This is a genomic window from Chitinophagales bacterium, from assembly GCA_019694975.1.
In the GTDB taxonomy this organism is placed as follows: Bacteria; Bacteroidota; Bacteroidia; order Chitinophagales; family UBA10324; genus JACCZZ01.
Window position 1 is genome coordinate 288,291 of sequence record JAIBAY010000005.1, and the last position, 24,875, is coordinate 313,165.

General features: G+C 44.8%; 17 protein-coding genes and 1 tRNA gene. 3 read left to right on the forward strand and 15 right to left on the reverse strand.

Annotated elements, in window-relative coordinates; all coding sequences use genetic code 11:
• Window positions 1-143 precede the first annotated feature (143 nt).
• From K1X61_11585 to K1X61_11595, 3 genes are all read right to left on the reverse strand, one after another.
• Window positions 144-1,028: a T9SS type A sorting domain-containing protein gene (locus tag K1X61_11585; protein ID MBX7109280.1), complete on the reverse strand. Its 885-nt coding sequence runs from the start codon at window positions 1,026-1,028 to the stop codon at window positions 144-146.
• 64 nt (window positions 1,029-1,092) lie between these two features.
• A complete protein-coding gene (locus K1X61_11590) occupies window positions 1,093-1,563 on the reverse strand; it encodes a redoxin domain-containing protein (GenBank protein ID MBX7109281.1) in 471 nt (156 codons plus the stop codon).
• A 138-nt stretch (window positions 1,564-1,701) separates the two neighbouring features.
• Entirely contained in the window at window positions 1,702-4,242 is a 2,541-nt protein-coding gene (locus K1X61_11595) for a T9SS type A sorting domain-containing protein (GenBank protein ID MBX7109282.1), read from the reverse strand.
• 166 nt (window positions 4,243-4,408) lie between these two features.
• Between K1X61_11595 and K1X61_11600 the strand changes: the two genes are divergently transcribed.
• A complete protein-coding gene (locus K1X61_11600; protein ID MBX7109283.1) occupies window positions 4,409-5,830 on the forward strand; it encodes an aspartate aminotransferase family protein in 1,422 nt (473 codons plus the stop codon).
• A gap of 245 nt (window positions 5,831-6,075) precedes the next feature.
• Here K1X61_11600 and K1X61_11605 read toward each other — a convergent pair whose 3' ends face one another.
• From K1X61_11605 to surE, 6 genes are all read right to left on the reverse strand, one after another.
• Window positions 6,076-7,452 carry a dipeptidase gene (locus K1X61_11605; protein ID MBX7109284.1) on the reverse strand — a complete coding sequence of 459 codons (1,377 nt, stop codon included), beginning with the start codon at window positions 7,450-7,452 and terminating at the stop codon, window positions 6,076-6,078.
• 127 nt (window positions 7,453-7,579) lie between these two features.
• Window positions 7,580-8,077: a rhodanese-like domain-containing protein gene (locus tag K1X61_11610; GenBank protein MBX7109285.1), complete on the reverse strand. Its 498-nt coding sequence runs from the start codon at window positions 8,075-8,077 to the stop codon at window positions 7,580-7,582.
• Window positions 8,078-8,330: 253 nt separating this feature from the next.
• Window positions 8,331-8,404 (reverse strand) — tRNA-Ala (locus K1X61_11615).
• A 43-nt stretch (window positions 8,405-8,447) separates the two neighbouring features.
• The gene (gene lpxB / locus K1X61_11620; protein ID MBX7109286.1) at window positions 8,448-9,548 is read right to left on the reverse strand and encodes a lipid-A-disaccharide synthase; all 1,101 of its coding nucleotides are present in this window, start codon (window positions 9,546-9,548) and stop codon (window positions 8,448-8,450) included.
• Window positions 9,548-9,859, reverse strand: a complete 312-nt coding sequence (locus tag K1X61_11625) for a hypothetical protein (protein ID MBX7109287.1) — start codon at window positions 9,857-9,859, stop codon at window positions 9,548-9,550. Before K1X61_11625 ends, lpxB begins: the two co-directional genes overlap by 1 nt.
• Complete coding sequence (gene surE, locus K1X61_11630; GenBank protein ID MBX7109288.1) at window positions 9,852-10,637, reverse strand: 5'/3'-nucleotidase SurE; 786 nt, start codon at window positions 10,635-10,637, stop codon at window positions 9,852-9,854. The genes K1X61_11625 and surE overlap by 8 nt, the downstream gene beginning before the upstream one ends.
• A 305-nt stretch (window positions 10,638-10,942) precedes the next feature.
• On the opposite strand from surE, the gene K1X61_11635 reads away from it, so the two are divergent.
• On the forward strand, window positions 10,943-11,575 hold the full coding sequence (locus tag K1X61_11635) for a sterol desaturase family protein (protein ID MBX7109289.1): 633 nt from the start codon (window positions 10,943-10,945) through the stop codon (window positions 11,573-11,575).
• 108 nt (window positions 11,576-11,683) lie between these two features.
• Here the strand turns inward: K1X61_11635 and K1X61_11640 are convergent, their stop codons facing one another.
• The 6 genes from K1X61_11640 to K1X61_11665 form a co-directional block, all read right to left on the reverse strand.
• Window positions 11,684-12,673 carry a glycosyltransferase family 9 protein gene (locus tag K1X61_11640; GenBank protein MBX7109290.1) on the reverse strand — a complete coding sequence of 330 codons (990 nt, stop codon included), beginning with the start codon at window positions 12,671-12,673 and terminating at the stop codon, window positions 11,684-11,686.
• A 138-nt stretch (window positions 12,674-12,811) separates the two neighbouring features.
• Complete coding sequence (locus K1X61_11645; protein MBX7109291.1) at window positions 12,812-16,666, reverse strand: hypothetical protein; 3,855 nt, start codon at window positions 16,664-16,666, stop codon at window positions 12,812-12,814.
• A gap of 74 nt (window positions 16,667-16,740) precedes the next feature.
• Window positions 16,741-17,751: a Smr/MutS family protein gene (locus tag K1X61_11650; protein MBX7109292.1), complete on the reverse strand. Its 1,011-nt coding sequence runs from the start codon at window positions 17,749-17,751 to the stop codon at window positions 16,741-16,743.
• A 120-nt stretch (window positions 17,752-17,871) separates the two neighbouring features.
• A complete protein-coding gene (locus tag K1X61_11655) occupies window positions 17,872-19,107 on the reverse strand; it encodes an ABC transporter permease (protein ID MBX7109293.1) in 1,236 nt (411 codons plus the stop codon).
• 6 nt (window positions 19,108-19,113) lie between these two features.
• The gene (locus K1X61_11660) at window positions 19,114-19,458 is read right to left on the reverse strand and encodes a hypothetical protein (protein MBX7109294.1); all 345 of its coding nucleotides are present in this window, start codon (window positions 19,456-19,458) and stop codon (window positions 19,114-19,116) included.
• A gap of 3 nt (window positions 19,459-19,461) precedes the next feature.
• Entirely contained in the window at window positions 19,462-21,879 is a 2,418-nt protein-coding gene (locus K1X61_11665) for a penicillin acylase family protein (protein MBX7109295.1), read from the reverse strand.
• A gap of 194 nt (window positions 21,880-22,073) precedes the next feature.
• Here K1X61_11665 and K1X61_11670 point away from each other — a divergent pair, with 194 nt between their 5' ends.
• Window positions 22,074-24,353 (forward strand): aconitate hydratase, encoded by a 2,280-nt coding sequence (locus tag K1X61_11670; protein MBX7109296.1) that lies wholly within the window; start codon window positions 22,074-22,076, stop codon window positions 24,351-24,353.
• Window positions 24,354-24,875 lie beyond the last annotated feature (522 nt).

Below are 24,875 nucleotides of genomic sequence, written 5' to 3' on the forward strand. Positions count from 1 at the left end.
AACAATTGATTATTCTTACTGGCGCTCTGACCCAAAGGTTCACATCAATATTTACCTGGTGAACCTGTGCCTGACAGCCATTCCAAATAAAAAACCCGCAGGACATTTCCCGCGGGTTTTCCCTTTAAGACTCATAAACGGAATTACTTCTTCACCGAAAATTTCCCCGACACTAATGTATGATCATTGGCATCTTTCAATTGGTAAAAATATATACCGTCAGACCAGGTTGCAGTTGACAGCACTGTATTTTTTGAAGTCACTTTTAATTGTTTCACCTTATTCCCAAGCACATCATATAATTCAATGGCTGCCACAGCCTGATGATCGTCCAGCTCAATGGTGAATTGGTCACGTGCCGGATTGGGATAAGCATTCAACACCATAGCGCTATTCTTCACTTCAGGAATTCCGACATTGAATGTGAAATTCAGATCGTCTGCATACAAAACACTGCCGATCTGCGCAGTAAGAAAGGCCGACGAAGTTAATGCCAGCACAAATGCCGAGTCAGGGTTATCGGGAGAGAGATACAATATATTAGTTAAAAACTGCTTATAAAGACCATCTGTGGATTTGCCAAAATAAGGAGCAATGCCTATTGTATCACGTTTTGTTCCATTCCATTTAGTAAACAATGCCAGGAAAATGCAGGAATCATTATTTACCGGCGCGTACTTATACCAGCCGGTAAATGCAACAGGACGCTGTGTGTAAGGATATCCGCCACTTAACGTAAAGGTGGTGAGGTTTACTTCTGCATTTGTTCCTATGCCACCCGGAACAGGGAAAACACCAAGCCACGTTGTTCCTTCCATTCTAACTGCGAATGATCCGCCGTGTGCATCACTCACCTTGGTGACATTGATGGTCGGAAAGAAAAAGGAATTGGTAGAGGTAAAGTCAACCAGCGAATCGTAGCCGGCTACCGGAATCCATGATTCCATATCTCCGTTGGGAATATCCTGCGCAATGGCGGTATTGAAAACGGCGCAAGCGATGATCAGTAAACGTGTAATTTTTCTCATATCCTGTTTTTTTTTGTATTGGCCGGAAACCATTAGCTCAACCTTTTGTCAAATTTATAAGTAATTAATTTAATGCTGCAACAACTTCTTTCAGTTTTTGCATATCCGGATATTCACCGGGCGATTTAAGAATTTCCATATAAACAATGCTGCCATCCCTGTCAATCACGAAAGAGGAGCGTTTTGCAACGCCACTGTATTCAAAGGCAAATGTATCAGCCAGTGAATCATACAATGGTGCCACTTCCTTGTTGAAATCAGAGAGCAACGGGAAATTCAGTTTATGTTCTTCTCTGAATTGTTTGTTGGTAAAAAGAGAATCCACACTGATGCCGATCACTTCTGCATTCAGCTGTGTATAGTAAGAATAGTTCTCGCCTATCTCGCACATTTCACGGGTGCAAACGCTGGAAAAAGCAAATGGGAAAAACAGCAGGATAACATTCTTTCCCCGGTAACTGCTGAGTGCGACTTTTTGCTTATTGGTATCATACAAAGCGAACTCCGGTGCCTGCTGTCCAATGTTAATAGGCATACATAAAGTAGGTTAAATGAAAAAAGCGATGCGAAAATAAAATTAAACCATCATTTCGCGACGCATTCCATTTTATTCTTTTTTCGGATAACTGAAATAATGGCAATGCACCTGATCTGAAATCCGAAACTGCATTCATTACATTTTCACAAACTTTCCGCTGTATGCCTGGTCTTGGCCCTTCAGCTGAAAATAATATATGCCTGCAGGAAGATCTACAACCGGAATCTCCGGTTTGGGCCGAGGATGAATATTTTCACGACTGAAAACAACTTCACCCTTTGTATTATATATGACGATTGATGACACCAAAGAGTTGTTCAAATCCAAAGTCAGATAATCTGTTACAGGATTCGGATAAACCGCCACCTGATTGTTAGCCGGAGCCGGCGCTTGAATGCCTGTCAGCTTACTGATATCGATGGTCCAGATACTTCTTGCAAAAGTGCCGGCAATTAACCGGTTAGAGACAGGATTGAACTCAATATCATACACAGCAATCAATGGCATATTATTACCCAACCTGTTCCAATTGACACCACCGTTTTCGGTATAGTAAACGCCGCCGTCGGTTGCAACAAAAATGGTTGCTTCATTTCCGGGCATTACCCACACATCATTAATCGCCCACTGCGGCAAATCACCGGAGATGTCTGTCCAGTTTTGCCCATTGTTAACACTCTTATGGATATGCGGAATAAAATCATTGTTCTTATATCCGCTGTGTGTAACGTAAACACCTGTTGTATCACCTGGTGAAGCGAAGATGGAAGTCACATATCTTTCCGGTAATCCGGATGTGACATTAACCCAGTTGCTGCCATCCTGCGAATACCAGACATTCCCATCGCTTGTGCCGGCATACAGGAAATTCTCATTCAATGAGGATTGAGCAATAGTGGTTATGACATGAAAGCGGTCGCCATAAACAACGCCATCTGTAAGGTCAGGGCTGACAGGCGACCAGCTTCCGTTTGGCGCACCGTTGCGTTTATAGACACGATATGTTCCGCAGTAGAAAACCGTATGATTTACTGGAGAAATGATATAGGGCATATCCCAGCTGACACGATCATTCCAATCAATACCATTGGTGAAGTCATCGAAACTCAGGCCGCCATTATTGGTATACGCCAGTCCGCCATTCTGTGTTTCCACGTAAAACAAATTGCTGTTAACCGGATCATAAACCGGTTTGAATCCATCGCCGCCATAAATCCGCTCCCATCCATTTATTCCCAGCGCACTGCCACCGGTTGTGCCGTTATCCTGTGCTCCGCCAAATACCTGATCTGCCTGGAATGGATTGTACGCCACATGATAAAACTGCGTATTGGGAATATCTTCAGCATCAGACCAGGTGGCACAGTTATCCGTAGTTTTATACATACCTCCATCCGTACAATAATAGAAAGTATTTTCATTTACAAAATCCATGTAATGACCATCAGCATGCACTTCGTAAGTCCACCAGGGCGGCGTGGCTGTTGACCAGTTGTTACCTCCATCGGATGATTTTTGCAGATCCACGCCGGGAACATAAATCTGATTATCATTAGCCGGATTCACATAGATTTTCCCAAAGTACCAGCCTTGTGTTCCGAATACCCCATTGTCGAAATTGCCGGTTACATTGCTCCAGGAAGAACCGGCGTTAACAGTTTTATATACACCCTGCAATACGAGGGTGGTATCAACAATCATTGCATACAACTTAGAAGGGTTTTGTTGTGAGATGGCAAGACCGATTCTGCAAGTATTAAAGGCAGGCAAACCATTTGTCAGCACCGACCATGTATTGCCGCCATTAGTTGATTTATAGATATGCGCATCCGGACCATAAACAACCGTCGATTGATTATTTCTGATCCGGTTCCAGCTGGCAGCATATAATGTCAGCGGATCTGCAGGACTCATAACCACATCTATGATGCCTGCATCTTCGTCCACAAACAGCACCTGATTCCAGGTTAAACCGCCATCCGTTGATTTATATAAGCCACGATCGGCGCTTTCAAAAAAAGGAATGCCCATTGCAGCTGCGTAGATGATAGCTGAGTTGGTTGGATCAACAATAATTTTAGCTACGATACACTGTGCGGTCAGACCCATATGCGTCCACGTAAGGCCACCATCAATGCTTTTGTATATGCCGTCGCCGATAAAAGGATAACCACTGATATTCAAATCACCGGTGCCTGCCCACACCGTTTGATGATCCGACGGATCAATCGTAATTGCGCCGATTGCAAGATAGGGTTGCGCATCAAACACGGGAGTCCAGTTAAGGCCTCCATCGGTTGTCTTGAATATTCCGCCGGATGCATTACCGACAAACATCGTATTAGGATTTACCGGATCAATGGCGCTGCAGTTAATCCTTCCGCCGATATTTCCCGGCCCTTCAACAATCCAGCTTTCCTCTTCTCTTACTGCATTATGCGCAGCAGCAAGCGCCTTATTCACGACAGCACCAAATGCTGCAGGATCAATATATGCATCAGGATAGGCGCGTATTAAAAGAAAGTCTTCATTCGCTTCCTTTCCGCTTTCTCTCCTGCCAAACTCACCTGCTTCATTAGTTTCGGCAGAAGACTCCAACCACCGATCAGCATAAAGGATAAGTGCCATTGCAGACAAAACAAGTAAGCAGAATGGAAGATAAAATAATCTGTTCATGTTGAAAGGTAAATTAAATTGCTAAAACTACAACTTTATGAAGATGCATCATGGACAACCTCACAGGATTACATTGGAAATCATTGTTTAGCCATGGTTAGCGGCATAAGATTAATTTTAGACAGTTATCTGATAACATTACCCATTTACTAATACTGCAACCAACATGAACAGCGACGACTTCAGAAAACACGGCCATGATTTGATAAACTGGATGGCAGACTACCTTGAGAATATTAAAACGTATCCTGTAAAACCTTCTGTTAACCCGGGAGCTATTAAAAATCAACTTTCGGAAAAAGCCCCGGAACTACCCGAGCCGTTCGGGCAGCTGTTTGATGACTTCAACAATATTATCCTGCCGGGAATGACACACTGGCAACATCCGCAATTCTTCGCCTATTTTCCCACCGGTGGCAGTGCACCTTCTCTGCTTGCAGAAATGCTTACCGCCACGCTGGGGGCACAATGCATGGTCTGGCTCACTTCTCCTGCCGCAGAAGAACTGGAAGAGCGCATGATGGAATGGCTGCGGGAGATGAAAGGCCTTCCCCGCCCTTTTACAGGCGTAATACAGGACAGCAGTTCAACTTCAACATTAGTTGCATTGCTCACTGCAAGGGAAGTAAAAACGAACTATTCAGTGAACAAATCAGGTTTCAGGTCGCAGCCATGCTTCAGGATATATACTTCCATGCAGGCACATTCGTCTGTTGACAAAGGTGCAAAGATCGCAGGCTTTGGAATTGACAACCTGGTTAAGATTGAAACAGATGAAAATTTTGCCATCATTCCATCTGCACTGGAAGCGGCCATTGAAAAAGACGTTGCTGATGGTTTTCTCCCTTTATGTGTGATATCCACTATTGGCACAACAAGTTCCACTGCGATTGATCCCATTCATGAAATCGGGCTGATCTGCAAAAAGTATGGATGCTGGCATCATATTGATGCATCGTATGCAGGTACGGCGCTGCTGTTACCTGAATTCCGCTGGATGAGCAAAGGAATAGAGCTGGCCGATAGTTACGTCTTTAATCCGCATAAATGGATGCTTACCCATTTTGATTGCTCCGCTTATTTTGTACAGAACAAGCAGGCGCTGATTAATACCTTCAGCATATTACCTGAATACCTGAAAACACCGGAAGATCTGATGGTGAACAACTACCGCGACTGGGGCATTCCACTTGGCAGGAGGTTCCGTGCGCTGAAGTTGTGGTTTGTCATCCGCAGCTATGGAATAACAGGATTACGTGAAATAATCCGCCGGCATATACAATACGGGCAATGGCTCAAACATGAAATCGCCGTCACGCCGCATTTCGAACTGATGGCACCGGCACCGCTGAACCTGGTCTGCTTCAGGATAAAGCCGGAAGGAATTTATGACGAAACAAAACTGGATCAGGTCAATAAATTACTACTGGAAAAACTGAATAGCAGTGGTAAAATCCTGCTGACGCAAACAAAACTGAATGACCGTTTTGTGATTAGGTTTGTAGCAGGCAATTCACATACAACCATGGAATCGGTTGCTGAAGGATGGCAGATGATTAAGCTATTTGCAGCTGAATTTACAGCTTAAACAGGCCCGGAAAAAACCTGATTGAAATATGCCCACGTCTGTTAACCAAAGGCCTGCTTCCTGATCTCTTACCGGAAAGCATATAATGCCAGCAACATCACTATTAGCATTCCGCAGGCCGGATGGAATCCTGTCGGCCTTAACCATTGCAAAATTTGCCAGTCAATGATAACTGATGGTCGTGTTACCATTCGTTACAAAATCCTTCCGCGTAATCAAATTCGAAAAAACGCGCTTGAAGACTGCTATCCTTTCTTACTGCTTAACTCGGTAAAGTATTGGTAGAAGAAGGGAATCGTTTCAATGCCCTTGTAGAAATTGAACAAGCCGTAATGTTCATTGGGCGAATGCAGCGCATCAGTATCAAGTCCAAATCCCAGTAATATCGATTTCAAACCCAGTATGCTTTCGAAGGAAGCTACAACAGGAATGCTGCCACCTTCGAAGGTGGGAATTGCCTTCTTGCCAAAAGTGTGTTCCATCGCTTTATTCGCAGCGGCGAAAGCAATAGAATCAGTAGGCGTGACAACTGCCTCACCACCGTGATGTGCTGTAACTTTAACAGTAACAGAAGCAGGAGCAATCGACATGATGTGCTTACGGAAGAGCTCGGTAATTTTTTCTGACGACTGATTAGGAACCAACCGCATAGAGATTTTCGCTGTTGCTTTCGACGGCAACACCGTTTTAGCGCCTGCACCTGTATAACCGCCCCAGATGCCATTGCAATCGAGGCAGGGCCGGATTGTTGCACGTTCAATCGTTGTATAGCCGGCTTCACCTTCAATATCACTTATGCCTAATTCTTCCTTATATGCGTCGAGGCTGAACGGCCGCTTTGCCATCTCGGCTCTTTCGGCCGCACTGTATTCAATCACATCATCATAAAATCCCGGAATGGTGATACGGAAATTTTCATCTTTCAGCGAAGCAATCATCCTTGACAAAACATTAATCGGATTTGCCACTGCTCCGCCATAAACACCCGAATGCAGATCGCGGTTTGGCCCGGTAATTTCCACTTCATTATAACTTAAGCCGCGAAGGCCGATCGTAATGGAAGGGCAGTCATTGGCAATCATGGAAGTATCAGAAACAAGCACGACATCCGCTTTGAGCCGGTCTTTATTCTTAGCGAGGAAATCATTTAAATGCGCTGAACCAACTTCCTCTTCTCCTTCTATCATAAATTTTACATTGCATGGAAGAGAATTTGTCCGCATCATAATTTCCAGCGCTTTGATGTGCATGAACACCTGTCCTTTGTCATCACAGGAACCGCGTGCGTAAATATTTTCCTCCCTGATTTCCGGCTCGAAGGGCGGTGAGTTCCAAAGTTCATACGGATCAGCGGGCTGCACATCGTAATGTCCATATACCAGTACTGTTGGCAGTTTAGCGTCAATGATCTTATCACCATATACTACCGGGAAGCCCTCTGTCGGTATCAGTTCAACATGTTCTGCACCGGCTTCTATGAGTTTTTTCTTCATAAACTCCGCCGCCTTAAACACATCATCGCTGAATTTCGGATCGGCACTAACCGATGGTATGCGAAGCACTTCGAACAGTTCATCCAGGAAACGCTGTTTGTGCTGATTGAGATAGGGTAATACATCCATGAGCTGATTTTTTTAGGAACAGCAAATATAGAATTTACGCGCTAAGGTTTATATGACAGGCGGCATGCAGGTTTTGATATCGGGAGTGAGAAGAAATTGCGGTGTTGCCCAAACCGGCTTTCCCCATTCAATAAATCTTCTCCCCTTTCTGCAACCATACTCCCCAGGTATGATCATAAGCGTGCACGTTGCCGGTGATCTTTCCCGACTGATCATAGACCGGATGATTCTCATTCACCCATTCAAAAATTCCGCCATACAAATTGGCGACATGGGAAAAACCTGCGTTCTTAAGCTGTTCAGCAACTTTTTCACTCCTGTATCCTACCGAACAGTAAACCACTATCCGCGCATCTTTATCAATTCCTTTCACCGTATTCAGGGTAAATTGATCGTAACCGACCGGCAATGCATTTTTCAGGTGACTCACTTCAAATTCGTCCTTTTCACGGGCATCAAGAAAAATTATACCGGCAGATTTTTCCGCCGCTTCCTGCACGCTGATTTCACGCACGGAATGTGAAAGCAGATGCTGAAGCATCAGTCCGTAAGCCGGATCTTTTACCTGTGAGCAGGCGAAATAGCTCTGCACGATGCAGCAAGTCAGCCATAAAATTGATTTCATACTCATATGACTTCGCTAAGTTACAACTTGAAAATGCAATGGATAAGCCAGCATCTTATTACCATCATGCTGCAAAAACATTATGCAATTGTCACTTCCCGGATTTGCAAGCAATCATCATGATGAGTGGATTGCCAGGTTAAGAAAAATGGCAGGGTAACTTTAAGGCATATAGTGAATAAACTGCCCTTTGAATTTCTATCGGCTTGTTAAGGTGATTATTGCGCTGAACGCACTTTACGATGAATATCTGTGGAGATAAGGGGAGTCGAACCCCTGACCTCTTGCATGCCATGCAAGCGCTCTAGCCAACTGAGCTATATCCCCGTAAAAAATGCAAATATAAAAGTTAAGGCAACATAAAGGGATTTCAATTTACGAGTGTTGCTTTTACGATCAATTCCGCAGTTTTTGCAGAGGCCCCTGCTCCACCCAATTGCTGCCGCAGGGCATGATAGCCATTCAAAATTGCCGACCTGCAGGCTTCATCATACAGCAACTTCTGCAATTCGGCCCTGAGGTTTTCAATAGTTAATTCCTGCTGAATCAATTCTTTCACCAGGGGCCGATCAAGCACCAGATTCACCAGTGAAATATACTTTACATCTACCAGCTGTTTACCGATCCAGAAAGAGAGTGCATTGCCTTTGTAACAAACCACTTCCGGAACATTAAACAATGCAGCTTCCAGTGTTGCTGTGCCTGAAGTGACAAGGGCAGCCTGCGCATGCGCCAGCAACGGATACGTCTTATTAAAAAGTATCTGCACACCGGAGTCCGCCGTCAGGTCACGATAAAAACCTTCCTCAATTGAGTTTACGGCAGCCACTACAAATTGCACCTCTCTGAAATGTGCAATCATCTGCAACATCAGCGGAAGCATGGTTGCAATTTCCTGTTTCCTCGAACCCGGTAATAAGGCTACAACCGGCTTAGCTGATGAAAGATTAAGCGGCTCATGCGTAAACCGTGACATCGCATCCAATAACGGATGCCCGACAAAGGTGACGTCATAGTTCCATTTTTTATAGAATTCCTTTTCAAATGGCAGAATCACAAACAGCTGATCCACGTCGCGCTTAATTTTCTTAACACGCGAAGCTTTCCATGCCCAAACCTGTGGAGAGATGTAATAGAATACTTTCAGCTTTTGCTGGCGGGCATAGGCGGCAATTCTCAGGTTAAATCCGGGATAATCGACGAGAATGATCGCTTCCGGCTTCCATGCATCGAGATCACTTTTAACAAGTTCAATAAAGCCAAGAATTTTACGCAGGTTCAGGATCACCTCGAGGAAACCCATAAAGGCAGTTTCGCGGTAATGTTTAATCAGCGTTACGCCTTCTGCATTCATCAGGTCACCACCAATACCGCGAAAGGTTGCTCCGGGCTGAATTTTCTTTATAGCATGTACGAGGTTAGCTGCGTGCAAGTCGCCGGAGGCTTCACCGGCAATGATATAATACCGCATCAGAAGAATTTAAACAGAATGATAAAGATGCCGTAAAAAATGGTAGCGCCCACCACGCCGCGTACTGTTTCATATCGTTTTAAAGATAGAAAATAGAAAAAAACAGGCAGGTTCATGACGATGGCAAGGCTTAGGGCAGCGGATATTTTTGAAGTATTGAACAGCTGATTCCAGTACATCTCAAGGCTCAGCTGATCGGAGAAGGCAAAAACATAGAACAACAGAAATCCAATAACCGGAAATACAAGCCCGAAAAATGCGCCCAGGTAAATGTTGTCGCGCGGCCGGACAGGTTGCGTCCTTTTAATCATTTAGTTTCCAATTATTGATGATATCGGGAATGGCATGATGTGCTGTAAGATCGAATTGTACCGGAACAACCGAAGCAAATCCGTTTTGCAAAGCCCACTCATCGGTATCATCTCCCATATCTTTATTGACAAAGTTACCGGTGAGCCAATAGTATTTCTTCCCTCTCGGATCAATGCGTTCCGTAAATTCTTCCTGCCATTTGGCGACAGCCTGACGGCAAACTTTAATGCCCTTATAACCTGATTCGGGAACATCAGGAATATTTACATTTAACAGGATATGCCTGGGTAAGCCATTCTTGATAACCTGTGGTGTAACCTCCCTTATCACCCTTCTCGGTAAAGCCATGTCGGCTTCAAACGAATAATTCAGGTAGGAAAAACCGATGGCATCAATGCCTTCTATTGCAGCCTCCATAGCAGCTGACATGGTTCCCGAGTAAATTACATTGATGGAAGAGTTTGATCCATGATTGACGCCTGAAACACACAGGTCAGGCTTTCCTTTAATAATCTTATCCACCGCCAGTTTTACACAATCAACGGGTGTTCCGGTACATTGATAAGATTCAACGTCTTCAAACATTTTCACATGCTCAATCCGCAGGGGTTCGTCGATGGTGATGGCATGGCCCATACCTGATTGCGGGCTGTCCGGTGCAACCACGATCACTTTGCCAAGGTGCCGCATTTCTTCTACCAGCACTCTTATGCCGGGTGAAGTGATGCCATCATCGTTAGTGACAAGAATGATTGGCTTCGATTTCTTTGTAGTCATAGTTTTTAAAGCGCACAAAAATAGCTAATAAATGGCGTCGTAACAGCAGCAAGACATGACCCCGAAAGATTAACAGGTGGCAGCCCGCCTGTCTCTTGCCAGCATATATCCTGCAATACATTAAGACAAAAGACTGAAGCATGGCGGAAAATCAGCTGTTTCAAAATATGCCATCATTCCGGATAAAGTTGCAACCTGTTCCCGGATTTGCACGAGAAATAACAGAATGTTAATTGTGGAAGCGGCAAAATTCAAAAGAGAAAATTCCGCGTATCTTTGCCGAAACCATTTTTTGTCAAATGGAAATGAAAATTAAGAATAAAGGCCAGGCCACAATGTTTCAGTCAAAGTGGCTGGAAGGCATGACCAAAACAAGCCCGCAAGTGATCTTCAGCATTTACCTGCCGATTGTGGTTGGCATGTTATGCTACGGATACTTTTCCCTTCAAATCAACCTATTGGTGGTAGCAGGACTTTATTTCGCAGGCATGTTTTTCTGGACGTTTTTTGAATACCTGATGCACCGGTTTGTGTTTCATCATCATTCCGATAATCCCAAGATGCAGAAATTCATGTACACAGCACATGGTGTTCACCATGAATTCCCAAGGGATAAAGACCGTTTATTCATGCCGCCCATACCTTCCCTTTTTCTTGCAACACTTATTTTTTCTTCTTTTTACCTGGTGCTTCATCACTATGCTTTTGTTTTCTTTCCCGGATTTTTAACGGGTTACCTTGCTTATGGATCCATGCACTATGCCATTCATGCAATGGCACCACCATTCAGGTTTATGAAATCGTGGTGGAGATATCACCATCTGCACCACTACAAATCACCGGATAAGGGTTTTGGTGTTTCTTCTCCCATGTGGGATCATGTCTTCGGATCAGTACCGAAGCATGAAGGCAAATTCAACAATCCGGAAGAAAACTGATCTCCCCGAAGCGCTTTTAGCTTAAGAATTTGCTCCTGTATCATAAGCTGATGCGGGAATAGCGGTCATTATTATTGCCCTGTGAAGACTGTTGATTCGATGAAGCCTTTATTCCAGAAAGGTTTGCATATTAATCTGAAGGGCGCATTTAAAATGCTTTTCCGGACATTGTCTGAAACCATGCAAGCCACAAGGCCTGCATGGCAATTTTCCCTCTATTTCCAGCACATGATGAACAGATGAAAGCGGCCCGAAACCAAACTGTGGTATGGTTGAACAGAAAACGGCTGTGACATTCGCATTTACGGAAGAAGCAAAATGAAGTGGCGCAGAATCATTCACATAGTTCATAGCCGCATCTTTCATTAAGGCAGCCGTTTGGAGAAAAGACAGCTGACCTGCCATGTTACTGATTTTACGTTCCGGAAAAGAGTGCATGATTTTATTGCATAACAGATGATCACCACCTGCACCAAGCAAATAGATATTATAATTTGCAGGAATTTTCATGATGAGTTCCATCCATTTCTCTACCGGCAACTGTTTGGTAAACCACACGGATGAAGGGCAGATGGTGACAAAAGGTTCATCCTTATACTTCTTCACGGAATCGAAATCAGCAACAGAAGGATACAATGCAGGCAATGCAGGAACAGTATCCGTGAAACGGGCAATCAACTGCTGGTTTCGGTTAATTTCATGCAAAAACACGGCATCGCCACTGTGTCCAAGTGTATGGGGAAATTTGTTAGTGAAAAGGAAAGAAAATGGATTCTTCGCATAGCCGGCGGATATTTTAGCACCAGAGAATGCAGTAAGCAATCCTGATGCGGCAAATCGCTGGCAATTCACAATCAGTTCAAACTTCTCGCGCCTGATAGAAAATAACAGGCGTATGAGGTTCCTGTATTTATGTTGTTTTTTATCCCAAATCCATACCTTTTCAATTCCAGGATGCCCCGCTAACAAACCTTCATTTCCACTTCGGAGCAAAAAGTGAATTTCGGCCTGTGGATAATATGCGCGCAGCTTTTCAACCAATGCCGTCGCCAGCACCACATCGCCGATAAATGCCGTTTGTATAATCAGGATTTTCAAATGCCGGATTTTATTGCCTTCGTAAAGAATTTATTTGTAATGTTTTTGACAGCTGCATCTATTGAGGGCTCCTGTTTATGAATTGAATAAACGGACAAAATAACGAGTAATACATACTTGCGGATACCTCATAACAGGTTATGAAGGAATCTGCAACACACCTTGTTTTGAGTCTCCATCAGACGCAACAGGCAGCTTCACAAAAAAAGTGGTGCCTACATTTTTCACAGAAACAAAATCAATGGTACCGCCAAAGCTCTCCACGTAATCCTTGCTGATGGCCAGCCCTAATCCGGTACCGGAAGATTTGGTAGTGAAGCTGGGAATGAACACGTTTTTAGCTTCTGCCTCTGAAATGCCAATACCATTGTCAGAGACAGATACCACCAGTTGCCCGTCAACATTCTCAGTGATCACCTTTACGCTGCCGGCACGGTCTTCCGGAATAGACTGAACTGCATTCAAGAGCAGATTATTGAACACACTCAGCAACTGGTTTTTATCGGCTGAAACGATACTCCGCTCTGCATGATGATACAGGTGAATTTCAGCACCCTCTCCTTCTTTAAGCAAATTGCAGGCTGTCTGCACCACATCATTCACATCAATATGTTCGAAAACCGGCCTGGGCATTTTAGCATAATTCGAAAATTCATTGGCGATATGACTGAGGTTGTCAATCTGCTCAATCAATGTCTGCGCTACCTTAGCGGTGAGTTCCGGCAGGTTGGGAGCATGTTGTTCATTCGCCCGCTGCAAATGCTGAATCCCCAGCTTCATGGGCGTTAGCGGATTCTTGATTTCATGGGCCACCTGCTTGGCCATCTCCCGCCAGGCAAGGTCTCTTTCCGATCTGGCCAGTTTGTCTGCACTTTGTTCCAGGTGACCAATCATCCTGTTGTACTCTGTTACGAGGTTACCGATCTCGTCATTCGCATGCCATTCTATCAATTCGTTGCCGGAACCAACCTTCACCTGCTTGAATTTTTCACCGATCAGCGACAGTTTACGGGTGATCTGACGTGAAATCAGCGGTGCCAGCAACCCTGCCATGATAATAGCCAATACCAGCACATTCACGAGCGCAACAAAGAAAAACCCAACCTGTTCATTCAGCTTTGCCTTGGAATTAAAATAAGGAACATGCACAAACAAGACCGGTTCACCCTTTGGACTGCGGATAATACGGTAACCGGAATAGAACTTCAGCGAACCCACCTGTTCCTCCTTAACCAGTTCGGCAGGGCCTTCATCCGAGAGTTCTTTAAATGCCAGTGGATTCATCTTTTTCGACACAAGCCCTTTTTCAAAAAAGCTGCGCTGACTGGTGGCGACGAGGTTACCCTGCAGGTCGTAAAAGTTCACATCAATATCCTGTACATCAGAAAAAGAACTAACGCTCTTCTTCAGAAAGCTTTGAAATGCCTCCGGGCTTCTCACCAAATCATTGTCGGTATAAAGCACCTGAACGGATTGTGTTACCCTGTCCATTTTATCCACCACAGCCTGTATCGAAAGATCATTATACTGTTTTATAAAGAACCTGCTTGCTACAATGGCGATAATGAGCAAAAGGACCAGGATGAACAACATGAAAAAACCATGAATAAGCATCCGCAGTGATGCAATCCTGAAAAACTGCCGTATCGAACGGAGGCTTGGGTTTATACTGATCAGGTTGAACAGTAATACCAGCAGCATGATGTTGAAGAACACCACGAAGAGGAATGAAAAGTAAGAAGTGAAATAAGAAAACCAGTTGGTTTTTGAAGAAATAACGATTACAATTCCGTTTCCGCGATTGTACACCAGATGATGATACCCATGATAGTTGACGTACTGATATTCACGGCTCTCATCCTGTGACCACTTGAGATGAAAGTCATAATTATAAGTACCGTTTTGCTCAATTAGGTGGTCGTGGCTGTATAAAGCGAAAGAGTAATTCATATATTGATAAGGCAGCTTGTCCTTATCCTCAAGCAGCAATTCAGGATAGACGCCGGCACTTTTATAGGCATCGGCGGTCAGCTCAACAAATAACTTCCCCAGCGTGGAGTCGCCGGACCTCACAGGATATTCAGCGAGATAAATAAAACTGCCGGAAGGTGAAGAGACGTGATATAACTCATTTTTAATGATCTCGGTTTTCATGGATTTCAATCCCTTCTCCGTCACAAAACCAAAATTTTCATCCTTACCCGACAGCAGGTAGCCTTTGGGATCTACAGGGTAGTAACGGATGCGGTACCTGTTAAATCCATCCTGGAAATAGGTCTGTTGCAACTTACCGGCCAGCTCAGGACCTGAATCATTCGCTGCTTGAAAAAACCTGATCAGAAAGGTGTCGCGGGTAATCTTTCCCTGCAAATCAGCAAGCAGGAACTCCGTCACCTTATCTTCTGTATTTATCAGCTTTCGGGCGAAGTTTATCCTCATATCCTGTTCCTTCTTTTCGCCATACACCAATAAAAGGGCTGCCCCTGAAGCAGAAACAAATACAAGCAATAAAAACAAGCCGGTGAAATTGATGCCTGCTCTTGTTGGTGTACTGAACCAGGGAAGAATAAAAATCAGCGCGTTGATCCAGATCATTACCCATAACCCTGAAATGCCGGTATCGTATGCGAGATAATACAGGAAAGCCAGTGTGGTGCAGATGAGTAAAACAATTGCATTATCCACAGGCCGTAATGCATTGCGCTGCAAGGTGGCAATTATCTTCAGTGATAACAGGAAGAGGCAAATGAATATGAGCGCAATACAAACCACCCCAAGAATGCTGTAGTAGTCCGGTTGCAGCGGGTTAAAAAAGACAAACTCAATCTTTGAATCCCTGACGAGCGCACGAATCACATCCACCATATAGATGCCCAGGAAAAAGATGACAGAGTAACCAACGAGGTGCACTAAATAGTTCTTCATTGAATTTTCCTCGATCCTGATCCTGATATGCACCTTGTTGGTGATATAAATGCAGGCCCAGAAAAGAAAAAGCAACTGAATGGCAAGGCTTCCGAGTGAAGATGCCACTCCTTCCGATGCAAAGAGGTCAGCATCAAAAATCTTCCAGTTCTTAACGCCGACGGGCAGTATTGCTTTTGCTGACATCAGGAGATAGATGGCAAAGAATAAAACCGCCAGCATCGCCAGCTTCAGCCAAACCAATCTGCCGTCCGGCAAGAGGTTCAGCAATTGCTGCAGGAACATAACAAAAAGCACAAGCGAAGCCAGAAAGAGCAGTAGTGCCAGTGCACTTGCCTTCACCGAATAATCAGCAGGATTGATGCCTACATAGAAAATCGCTTTGCCGTTTGCGTCCATCACCGGTATATAATCCGGTTCCCGGGTTACCGACACCTGGAAATAATTAGCAATACTGAAATTGTCGCTGAAATGAGGCTTGAGATAACTGTTATACGCTTCATATTCATATTTCACAGGAACTAATGCCAGCGCGGTATAATGCTTGCTTTCGCCGAATACTGGAATATACTTTCGATAAACGAGATAGTAACCGTTACTGAGCCTTTGAAAACTGATACCCTCCGGTAACATATTCACAGGCTGCGATGGAATAACCAGGTTCTGCGTCCACATCAGTAAACTGTCATCACGGTACAGCAGCAATTCATATGGGTAAGCGTTGAATGAGGCTATCCTGTTCCAGGCAGTGCCTTCCTGCAACATGCTGACGAGCCCGGAATCAGGAAGCTGTTTGGCAATGGTGCCCTCTATAGAAGATACGCCCTGGCTTAACTCACGGGCGGCATTCTTCAATTCTGATATTTCTGATCTGATACTGCCCGACTGGTAAGACAATGCCATCAGTGCAATGGAAAGCACCAGGTAATAAAGTCCGTATTTCTTAAAAATTACCAAAGCGTTGAAAGAGATCGGTGGAACAGCGCTGCAAATTACATTTTCATAAGGAGAACCCGAGTGTAACGGGGAAGCTCCCACACCGTATTGCTTCACAGCATCAGCGTTCACTGATCTTCATATGGCAATTAAAAAACCAGTGTACTATAAGAATTTCGGTCCGAAGAAGAGATTAAACAGGGAAGCTATCGGAGTATAATCTCAGTTGCACCATGCGCATATTTCGGATGGTAATCGTTATTAAACGACCTTACTTCTTTATACGTTTTCAGCAATGTATGGATCTCCCGTTTCAGCTTACCTTTTCCATTGCCATGAATGACATAGAACCGGTCGACACCACTTGCAATAGCCTGATCCAGTGATTGCTGAAACCTGCTTAACTGAATATGCAACATCTCAGCATTATCCATGTGATGATATCCGCGCACCAGTTTTTCAATATGCAAATCCACTTCACGCGATGGTTCAACCAGGTCAATATCTTTATTCGGAGGACTGTCCATCATCATTGCTTTCAGCGCAGAGAGATCGAACGGATCTTGCTTTTTCTGCGGAGACTTAGTTGCAGGCTTATGCACTGAAGTTGTTTTGATCGGATATATATATGCATCAGTTCCTGTCAGGGCGGCCTTTCCCAGTTTATTAAAAAAATTCTGCGGTTTGATCTTCTGCACCAGTTCCCCTTTCAATAACGCATTCTGCATATCTCTCACCTGAATATCAACTTCCGGCATGTCGTTCAATGCATCGTAGCTTATTTCATGCAGCGGGAATGCCTCATAGGGTGAAACATGCCTGTCAAGCTGAAAATGGATGTCGCAGCCGAGAAAGAAACGATAACGAAACGTCATAGATACGCCGGTATCATTGGCAATACTGATCCTGAATTGTATGATATCTCCTGAACGATCGCTGACAGGTTCAAAGCAGAGAAAAATTCCGCTGTCCTTTTTTTCCACTGCCTTTTCGGATTTCACGGATGATGAAGCAGTGTCTGATGTTTCATGTTTGCCGCGTGCAACAGGTGGTTGCACACCGGAAACGTAGTGTTTGATATCAGTCAGATACACCGGAATTTCCATATCCTTCAACTGCACAAATACCATCTCTGCACCATTCAGCCTCGTAACCATTCCGGTTTCCCGCAGATGAATGAGGTACACTTTATCGCCTGGCAAAAATCTTTCTGTCACAAGTGATGATTGTTTACAAAATTACAATTCTCATACTTATAACATGACTTGATAGCCTCCGTTGCCTGCTATGTCTAACCGATCATGTAACGGTCGCTGAACCAACAGAAAGGCTGCTCCTTATTCATATCGTAATGCTTCTATCGGATCGAGCCGTGAAGCTTTAATGGCAGGATAGAGCCCGCTGATCAATCCTACCAGAAAGCAGAATATGATGCCTGCCAGTATCCATAACCATGGCACAATAAAACTTGCGCCGAACAGGAGTGATACGAGGTTGCCCGCAAGTATTCCTAAAATAATGCCCATGATACCACCGAGTTGGCAAATCACGATGGCTTCCGTCAAGAATTGCGACCTTATTTCTTTGCGAGTGGCGCCCAGGGCTTTGCTTACGCCTATCTCACGTGTTCGTTCCGTTACGGAAACCAGCATGATATTCATGAGCCCGATGGCTGCGCCAAACAAGGTGATGATGCCAATCAATGTTGCTGCGTAAGTAATATTCTGCAGGTTACCGATCAGCTCATTCGCAAGTTCATCACTTTTTGAAATCTCAAAATCATCTTCCTCACTCAGGGTCAGCCCCCGAATGTTGCGGAACAAACTGGTGGCTTCGTCAATGGCTGACTGCAGCTGATCTATTGACGCTACATTCACAGTAACATCCACGGAATTATCATGGCCGATAAAATTTCTAATGGCATTCAACAATGGAATCAGCACAACATTATCGCCCCTCGAAACCATGCTGGAGCCCTTGGAGGCCAGCACACCAATCACACGGTAACGGATGGCATACATTGAGACGAATTGATTGACAGGATCTTCTTTTGATCCGAATATCTTATCGACTACATCCTTGCCTAAAACAATAACAGGAGCACCTTCCTGCACTTCATCAATCGTAAAATAACGGCCCGATGAAACCTGGTTACCGGATGTCAGTAAAAAATTTTCATCCACGCCCGTCACCAACACATTGGGATTGGTTTTTTTTGAATCATGCTTGATGGTTGAAATGCCGGTTACGTTTTCGGAAACAGCAACCGTTGCAGGAAACTTATAACGGTCTTTAAATAATACCGCTTCACGGTACAGTACGGGTGGACCGGGCTTATTATCTTCTCCTCTGCCACCGCCGCGCATATCATCCCACTTCTGCTCAATTGAAAAGGAGTTGGAACCCATGCTTGAAAAATTACTCTTGATGGACCCTTCCAGGCTGTCGATGGCAGTTAAGATCCCGACTAGCGCCATGATGCCAAATGCTATAATCAGGCAGGTGAGTACGGTACGCATCAGGTTACCCCTGATAGCACGCAATGCAAGCCGGATATTTTCCAATAAACTCATAGCAGATTAGTTCGTATCAATAAAAATTCTTTTCAAAGAAAAACCCAGCACTGCGCCTAAGCCTCCACCTGCTGCCGCAATGAGGAAACTGATCACATACAGTAAAGCGGACGCCGGCAAGATGAAAAGTTCAGCGATCCGTACGGTCATCAGGTTTCCTTGTGTAATGCCAATGACTAAAGCATATACCAGCCAAACGAGCCCACAGGCTAAAAACCCTGAAAGAAATGCGTGCCGGAAACTCCTGCCAACAAGTAATGACATTACCGCGGCCACAATAACGAGACACCACCACGGAAGCAACACCTGCACCATGGCACTGAGTAATGCGATCAGAAAAAACAATAGCATACCTTAATTTCTAAGAGTTATCACTGCTGAAATACGATCATTTTTTTCATCAGGGCTATGCAGAATCAGTAATTCCTGCTGTAACCCATTACTCCATGGTTCAATCATATTTTCATAGAATGGCGATCCGGGATTTCCGGATTGCCCGCCCGGAAAAATACCATAAGCTTTCACTTTTTTCCCCAGTTCAATTATCATTCGCCAGGAAGGCCCGTGATCATATCCTGTGGCATTCACCATACCTGAGTTGCCGGAGGTGATCACCGGTATCCTGCTGAATGCCCCAATGTGCAACAAATGATTGATATGCGTATTTTTTACTTTTCCCCATTGCCAGGATGCAGTGTCGGCGCCATAAGTTTTAACCAGTGAATCAATGGTGTTTATAAAAGACTGATGCATCAGTTGCTGCAGCGATTCAACCTGAACCGTACGTTTGTCATCAATCCATTGTCTGTTGATGTTGTACTTCACCGTCTGCAGCGAGATATCGGTGCCCGGGTATTCGAACCCTTCTTCACCAAACTCATCATTCCAGATTGCTATTTTCAGATTGCTCCACCATGTGTTAAAAACAGTTTGTTCAATGCTGCCGGCGCCGGCTAACTGGTCCCAGCCCCGCAACAAGAGTAATTGTTCCTTTTGCAGCTTATCTAAACTTGCCTGATCTACTCCTTCCATCATTTCCTGCAGCACAAAATCGGCCACCAGGTTTTTGCTGTCATACTGCAGTGCGCGCATATCCTCCGCCGTAATATTATTCATCAAGGCAAGCTGCTGATTAATCCGGTGCGCGCGCATCGGTGCGTCCATCTGCCAGTTAATATAGTATGGATAAGTGGAGTCTGTAGATAATTGGTTGGCGGAGCTAACAAAGCCGCGCGCAGGATTTTTTACATGAGGATCATGTTCAAACGGTATCCAGCCTTGCCAGTCATTTTCCGGCCTGGAGCCATCCATAAGGAACTTACCCTGGTCTTTCCATTTCAGCGGAAACCTGCCATCTACCCACACCGCGATGTTGTTATCATCATCCGCGTAAATAAAATTCTGAGCCGGACATTGAAAGTAACTCATCGCTTTTACGTAGTCATCATAATTGCGTGCACGGTCAAGTAAAAGGAAAGTATTTAATTCCTCCGAACGGTCATGGCCGAGCCAGCGCATGGCATAACCTACCGGGAAATCACTTCTCATCAGTTTTTCATCACCCATTGTCACTACAGGGCCATGGTGCGTATAGAATACAGTATCCATCACTGCATTTTCGCCACGCACTTTTATCAGTTCTATCCTCATGCTGGTCTTTTTCCAGGTATTGTCATAAAGATATTCCAGGTGTGATTCATCCCTGAATTTTACACTATACCAGTCAAGGATATCAGCATCCACATTGGTTTCACTCCAGGCGATGTGATCATTAAAACCAATAATGACTGTGGGTACGCCGGGTAGTGTTACACCTGTTGCATTACAATCCGGGCTTATCAGTTGCATCTGATACCAGATAGATGGCAGGTTCAGGCCAAGATGCGGATCGCCACACAGAATGGGAAAGCCGCTCGCAGTCTTGCTGCCGTTCACCGCCCAGTTATTGCTTCCATTGGCAGGATTGGGCGCATGATCTAAAGGTGCAATATCTACCGAAACTTGTTTGGCTGTCGCCGGAACAGGAAGCTTCAATGGAACGAAATCCCAGATAGTGCCGGCCGGAATGATAGGTTCACTCAGATAAGGATGACCATTAAACAATGAATCGACTGCCTCCTTTCCATATTTTTTCATGGCATTACTGACAGCAAGATCACTACTGCCACCGGCCAGATCGTAGGTCATGTATTTCAGCAACAAGGCACATTTTAAAGTAGTCCAGGGCTCCGGATGATAATCAAGCAATTTATATTCTATTGGCAGGTCCTTAACACTTAATGATTGAATAAAAGCATTCACACCTTCCGTATATGCCGTAATCGCTTCTTTCATTACCGGATCATCCATCATGGCAGATTCGGCATTTTCAGCGGCGTAAACCATTCCAAAATGCCTTTGCTGACGGTCGTAAGGCAAGGCCCGTGCTCCCACAATTTCTGAAACCCTTCCGGCTGCGGCATGCGTTTGAAATTCCATTTGCCACAAACGGTACCTCGCATGAATAAAACCCTGTGCCAGGTACAGATCATGGTTGTTTCGGGCGAATAGGTGCGGCACGAGGTTATCATCCATGATCACTTTCACAGGTGCGATAAGTCCCGGTAGGGTGAGATCAGATTCCGTCACTTCACCGTTTTCATTATTCTGCCAGAATCCGGAAAAGGGAGAAAACAATTTACCTACAGGAGGAAGAGCACCAATCCTGTTATTGAGCACATAACAGAAACCAATGGATAAAGAGGCTAAAAAAATGGATAGCAGCCATTTCATGTATGACTGCGAAGCTAAGAAGAAACTATGATCATCAAAAAACCAGTTGATGGCACGAGGCAGTATACAATCTCCCTGTTTTGTATTTCATGATTGTATGTATGGTTTTTTTGCGCAATTGCCGAAACCACCTTCCTTTCTTTTTACATTTGCAGCGCATTAAAGATTAATCCACCACACAAACCGTATTATCCATGGCATTTGACATTGAAATGATCCGATCTGCTTATCATTCGCTTCCATCCAAAATATCCGCAGCCCGCCAGCTACTCAACAGACCGCTCACCCTCACTGAAAAAATATTGTATGCACACCTGTATGGTGCCTCGCCTGCAACTGCCTTTGTCCGTGGAAAAGACTACGTTGATTTTGCACCTGACCGTGTTGCGATGCAGGATGCAACGGCTCAAATGGCGCTCCTGCAGTTTATGACTGCCGGCAAGGATAAAACCGCTGTGCCTTCCACCGTACACTGCGACCACCTGATACAAGCTAATACAGGCGCGGCCGCTGACTTGAAGACAGCACTTGACAGCAACAAGGAAGTATATGACTTCCTCGCTTCTGTATCAGACCGTTATGGTATCGGTTTCTGGAAGCCCGGAGCCGGTATTATTCACCAGGTGGTTTTAGAGAATTATGCATTCCCAGGAGGAATGATGATCGGTACTGATTCACATACGCCAAATGCCGGTGGGCTCGGCATGATTGCCATTGGAGTAGGCGGTGCAGATGCTGTTGATGTGATGAGCGGCATGGCCTGGGAGCTTAAGTTTCCTAAGCTGATCGGTGTAAGGCTAACAGGAAAAATGAATGGGTGGACCTCAGCAAAAGATGTAATACTGAAAGTTGCCGGATTGCTGACGGTAAAAGGAGGCACCGGAGCAATACTGGAATATTTCGGTCCGGGTGCAGAAAACATCTCCTGCACCGGCAAAGGCACCATCTGCAACATGGGTGCGGAGATTGGTGCCACCACTTCCGTATTCAGCTATGATAAAAGAATGGAAGCTTACCTCCGTGCAACGGACCGTGCAGATGTTGCTGATCTTGCTAATGGAGTGGCGCAGCACCTTCGCACAGATGATGAGGTGATGATGCATCCTGAAAAATATTATGATGAAGTGATCGAGATCAACCTCGATATGCTGGAACCACATATCAACGGACCTTACACACCAGATCTTGCATGGCCGGTCTCAAAATTTAAAGATGCAGTTGCGCAAAACGGCTGGCCTGATAAACTGGATGTGGCGCTGATCGGTTCCTGTACCAACTCCTCATATGAAGATATGTCGAGATCAGCTTCCATTGCGCAGCAAGCCATTGCAAAAGGACTGAAAGCTGTTTCTGAATTCACCATCACGCCCGGTTCGGAGCAGATCCGTTACACAATTGAACGCGACGGAATGTTGTCCACATTTGAAGCTATTGGCGGAATGGTGCTTGCCAATGCATGCGGCCCTTGCATCGGTCAGTGGTCGCGCCACATGACTGATCCGAATAAAAAGAATTCCATCCTGACTTCCTATAACCGGAATTTCGCCAAGAGAAATGACGGCAATGCAAGCACGCATGCATTTGTTGCATCACCTGAGATGGTGACTGCTATGGCGCTTGCGGGATCACTATCCTTCAATCCACTGACGGATCTGCTGGTGAATGATAAAGGAGAAAAGGTAAAGCTGGATGAACCACAAGGGATTGAATTACCTGCAAAGGGTTTTGCCGTTGAAGATGCCGGTTACCAGGCGCCTTCAGCAGACGGGAAAAATGTAGTGATTGCCGTTGATCCCGCTTCCAGCAGGCTGCAATTGCTCGAATCGTTTCCTGCCTGGGAAGGAACCGACCTGAAAGGACTCAGGCTGCTGATTAAAGCCAAGGGAAAATGTACTACTGACCATATCTCGATGGCAGGCCCATGGCTGAAATACCGCGGGCATCTTGACAATATTTCCAATAATATGCTGATTGGTGCCATCAATTATTTCAATGACAAAGCTGATGCTGTCAAAAATCTGCTCACAGGAAATTATGATGCAGTACCTAAAGTGCAACGCGCCTATAAAGCAGCCGGAATAGGAACAGTGGTGATCGGCGATGAAAATTATGGCGAAGGATCTTCCCGTGAACATGCTGCTATGGAACCAAGACACCTTGGCGTGCGGGCTATCATTGTTAAATCATTCGCACGGATTCATGAAACCAACCTTAAAAAACAAGGCATGCTTTCCCTGACGTTTGCTGACAAAGCCGACTACGATAAAGTGCGCGAGGATGATATTATTGATATTATCGGGCTCACCACCTTCTCTCCGGAAGTGCCGCTGACAATCGTACTTCATCATGCTGATGGTACAGAAGAACAATTCCCGGTAAACCAGACCTTTAATGCCGCACAAATTGAATGGTTCAAAGCAGGAAGCGCACTGAACCTGATTAAAGCAGAAAGTGAAAGGTCAAAGGTTCGGTAACTGAAAGCCAGCTGGCGGATATCTTACAGCACCCTGTCAGCACTAAGGTGATGCTGACAAAGATCTATTCGCCATGCTGCAAGTTTCCCTATTCTACCTCGTGTTTGATGGAAATCACACATCCCTTTTCAACAGGCCGCATCATTTCCCCCAACAAAATATATTCAACAAAGCAGATGTTTAATCATGACGAACACCGGCGCCTATAATGCGCAGTAAGTTGTCATCTGCTGCCGGCATGTTATCACCTCTATATTCTTCTTTCCCGGTAAACGCCTGTTAATCCGGAAAACATGCTTCTTGCATCATCAGCCGGCGATAAAAAATCAGCCGGCTTTTCATTAATCCCGCTGTGGGTATATTAATCCTGTTAATATGTGTTGGTCAAAGCATTAAACCCGGATTTTGCAGTAGGAATTAAGTTTTAAGAGATAACGGCATTCCCACATCACGGACTAATTTCAGTAATCCCTCCATCCAGGGTCGTTTTTCGATTCTAACGGCAAGTTTGAGAATGCGTTT

Coding starts and splice junctions, on each gene's coding strand:
- K1X61_11605 (MBX7109284.1), bottom strand. CDS start 7,452: ATGGATGTATTACCCTATCTCAATCAGCACAAACAGCGTTTCCTGGAT.
- K1X61_11600 (MBX7109283.1), top strand. CDS start 4,409: ATGAACAGCGACGACTTCAGAAAACACGGCCATGATTTGATAAACTGG.
- K1X61_11590 (MBX7109281.1), bottom strand. CDS start 1,563: ATGCCTATTAACATTGGACAGCAGGCACCGGAGTTCGCTTTGTATGAT.
- K1X61_11595 (MBX7109282.1), bottom strand. CDS start 4,242: ATGAACAGATTATTTTATCTTCCATTCTGCTTACTTGTTTTGTCTGCA.
- K1X61_11655 (MBX7109293.1), bottom strand. CDS start 19,107: ATGAGTTTATTGGAAAATATCCGGCTTGCATTGCGTGCTATCAGGGGT.
- K1X61_11665 (MBX7109295.1), bottom strand. CDS start 21,879: ATGAAATGGCTGCTATCCATTTTTTTAGCCTCTTTATCCATTGGTTTC.
- K1X61_11660 (MBX7109294.1), bottom strand. CDS start 19,458: ATGCTATTGTTTTTTCTGATCGCATTACTCAGTGCCATGGTGCAGGTG.
- K1X61_11635 (MBX7109289.1), top strand. CDS start 10,943: ATGAAAATTAAGAATAAAGGCCAGGCCACAATGTTTCAGTCAAAGTGG.
- K1X61_11585 (MBX7109280.1), bottom strand. CDS start 1,028: ATGAGAAAAATTACACGTTTACTGATCATCGCTTGCGCCGTTTTCAAT.
- K1X61_11625 (MBX7109287.1), bottom strand. CDS start 9,859: ATGATTAAAAGGACGCAACCTGTCCGGCCGCGCGACAACATTTACCTG.
- K1X61_11610 (MBX7109285.1), bottom strand. CDS start 8,077: ATGAAATCAATTTTATGGCTGACTTGCTGCATCGTGCAGAGCTATTTC.
- surE (MBX7109288.1), bottom strand. CDS start 10,637: ATGACTACAAAGAAATCGAAGCCAATCATTCTTGTCACTAACGATGAT.
- K1X61_11670 (MBX7109296.1), top strand. CDS start 22,074: ATGGCATTTGACATTGAAATGATCCGATCTGCTTATCATTCGCTTCCA.
- lpxB (MBX7109286.1), bottom strand. CDS start 9,548: ATGCGGTATTATATCATTGCCGGTGAAGCCTCCGGCGACTTGCACGCA.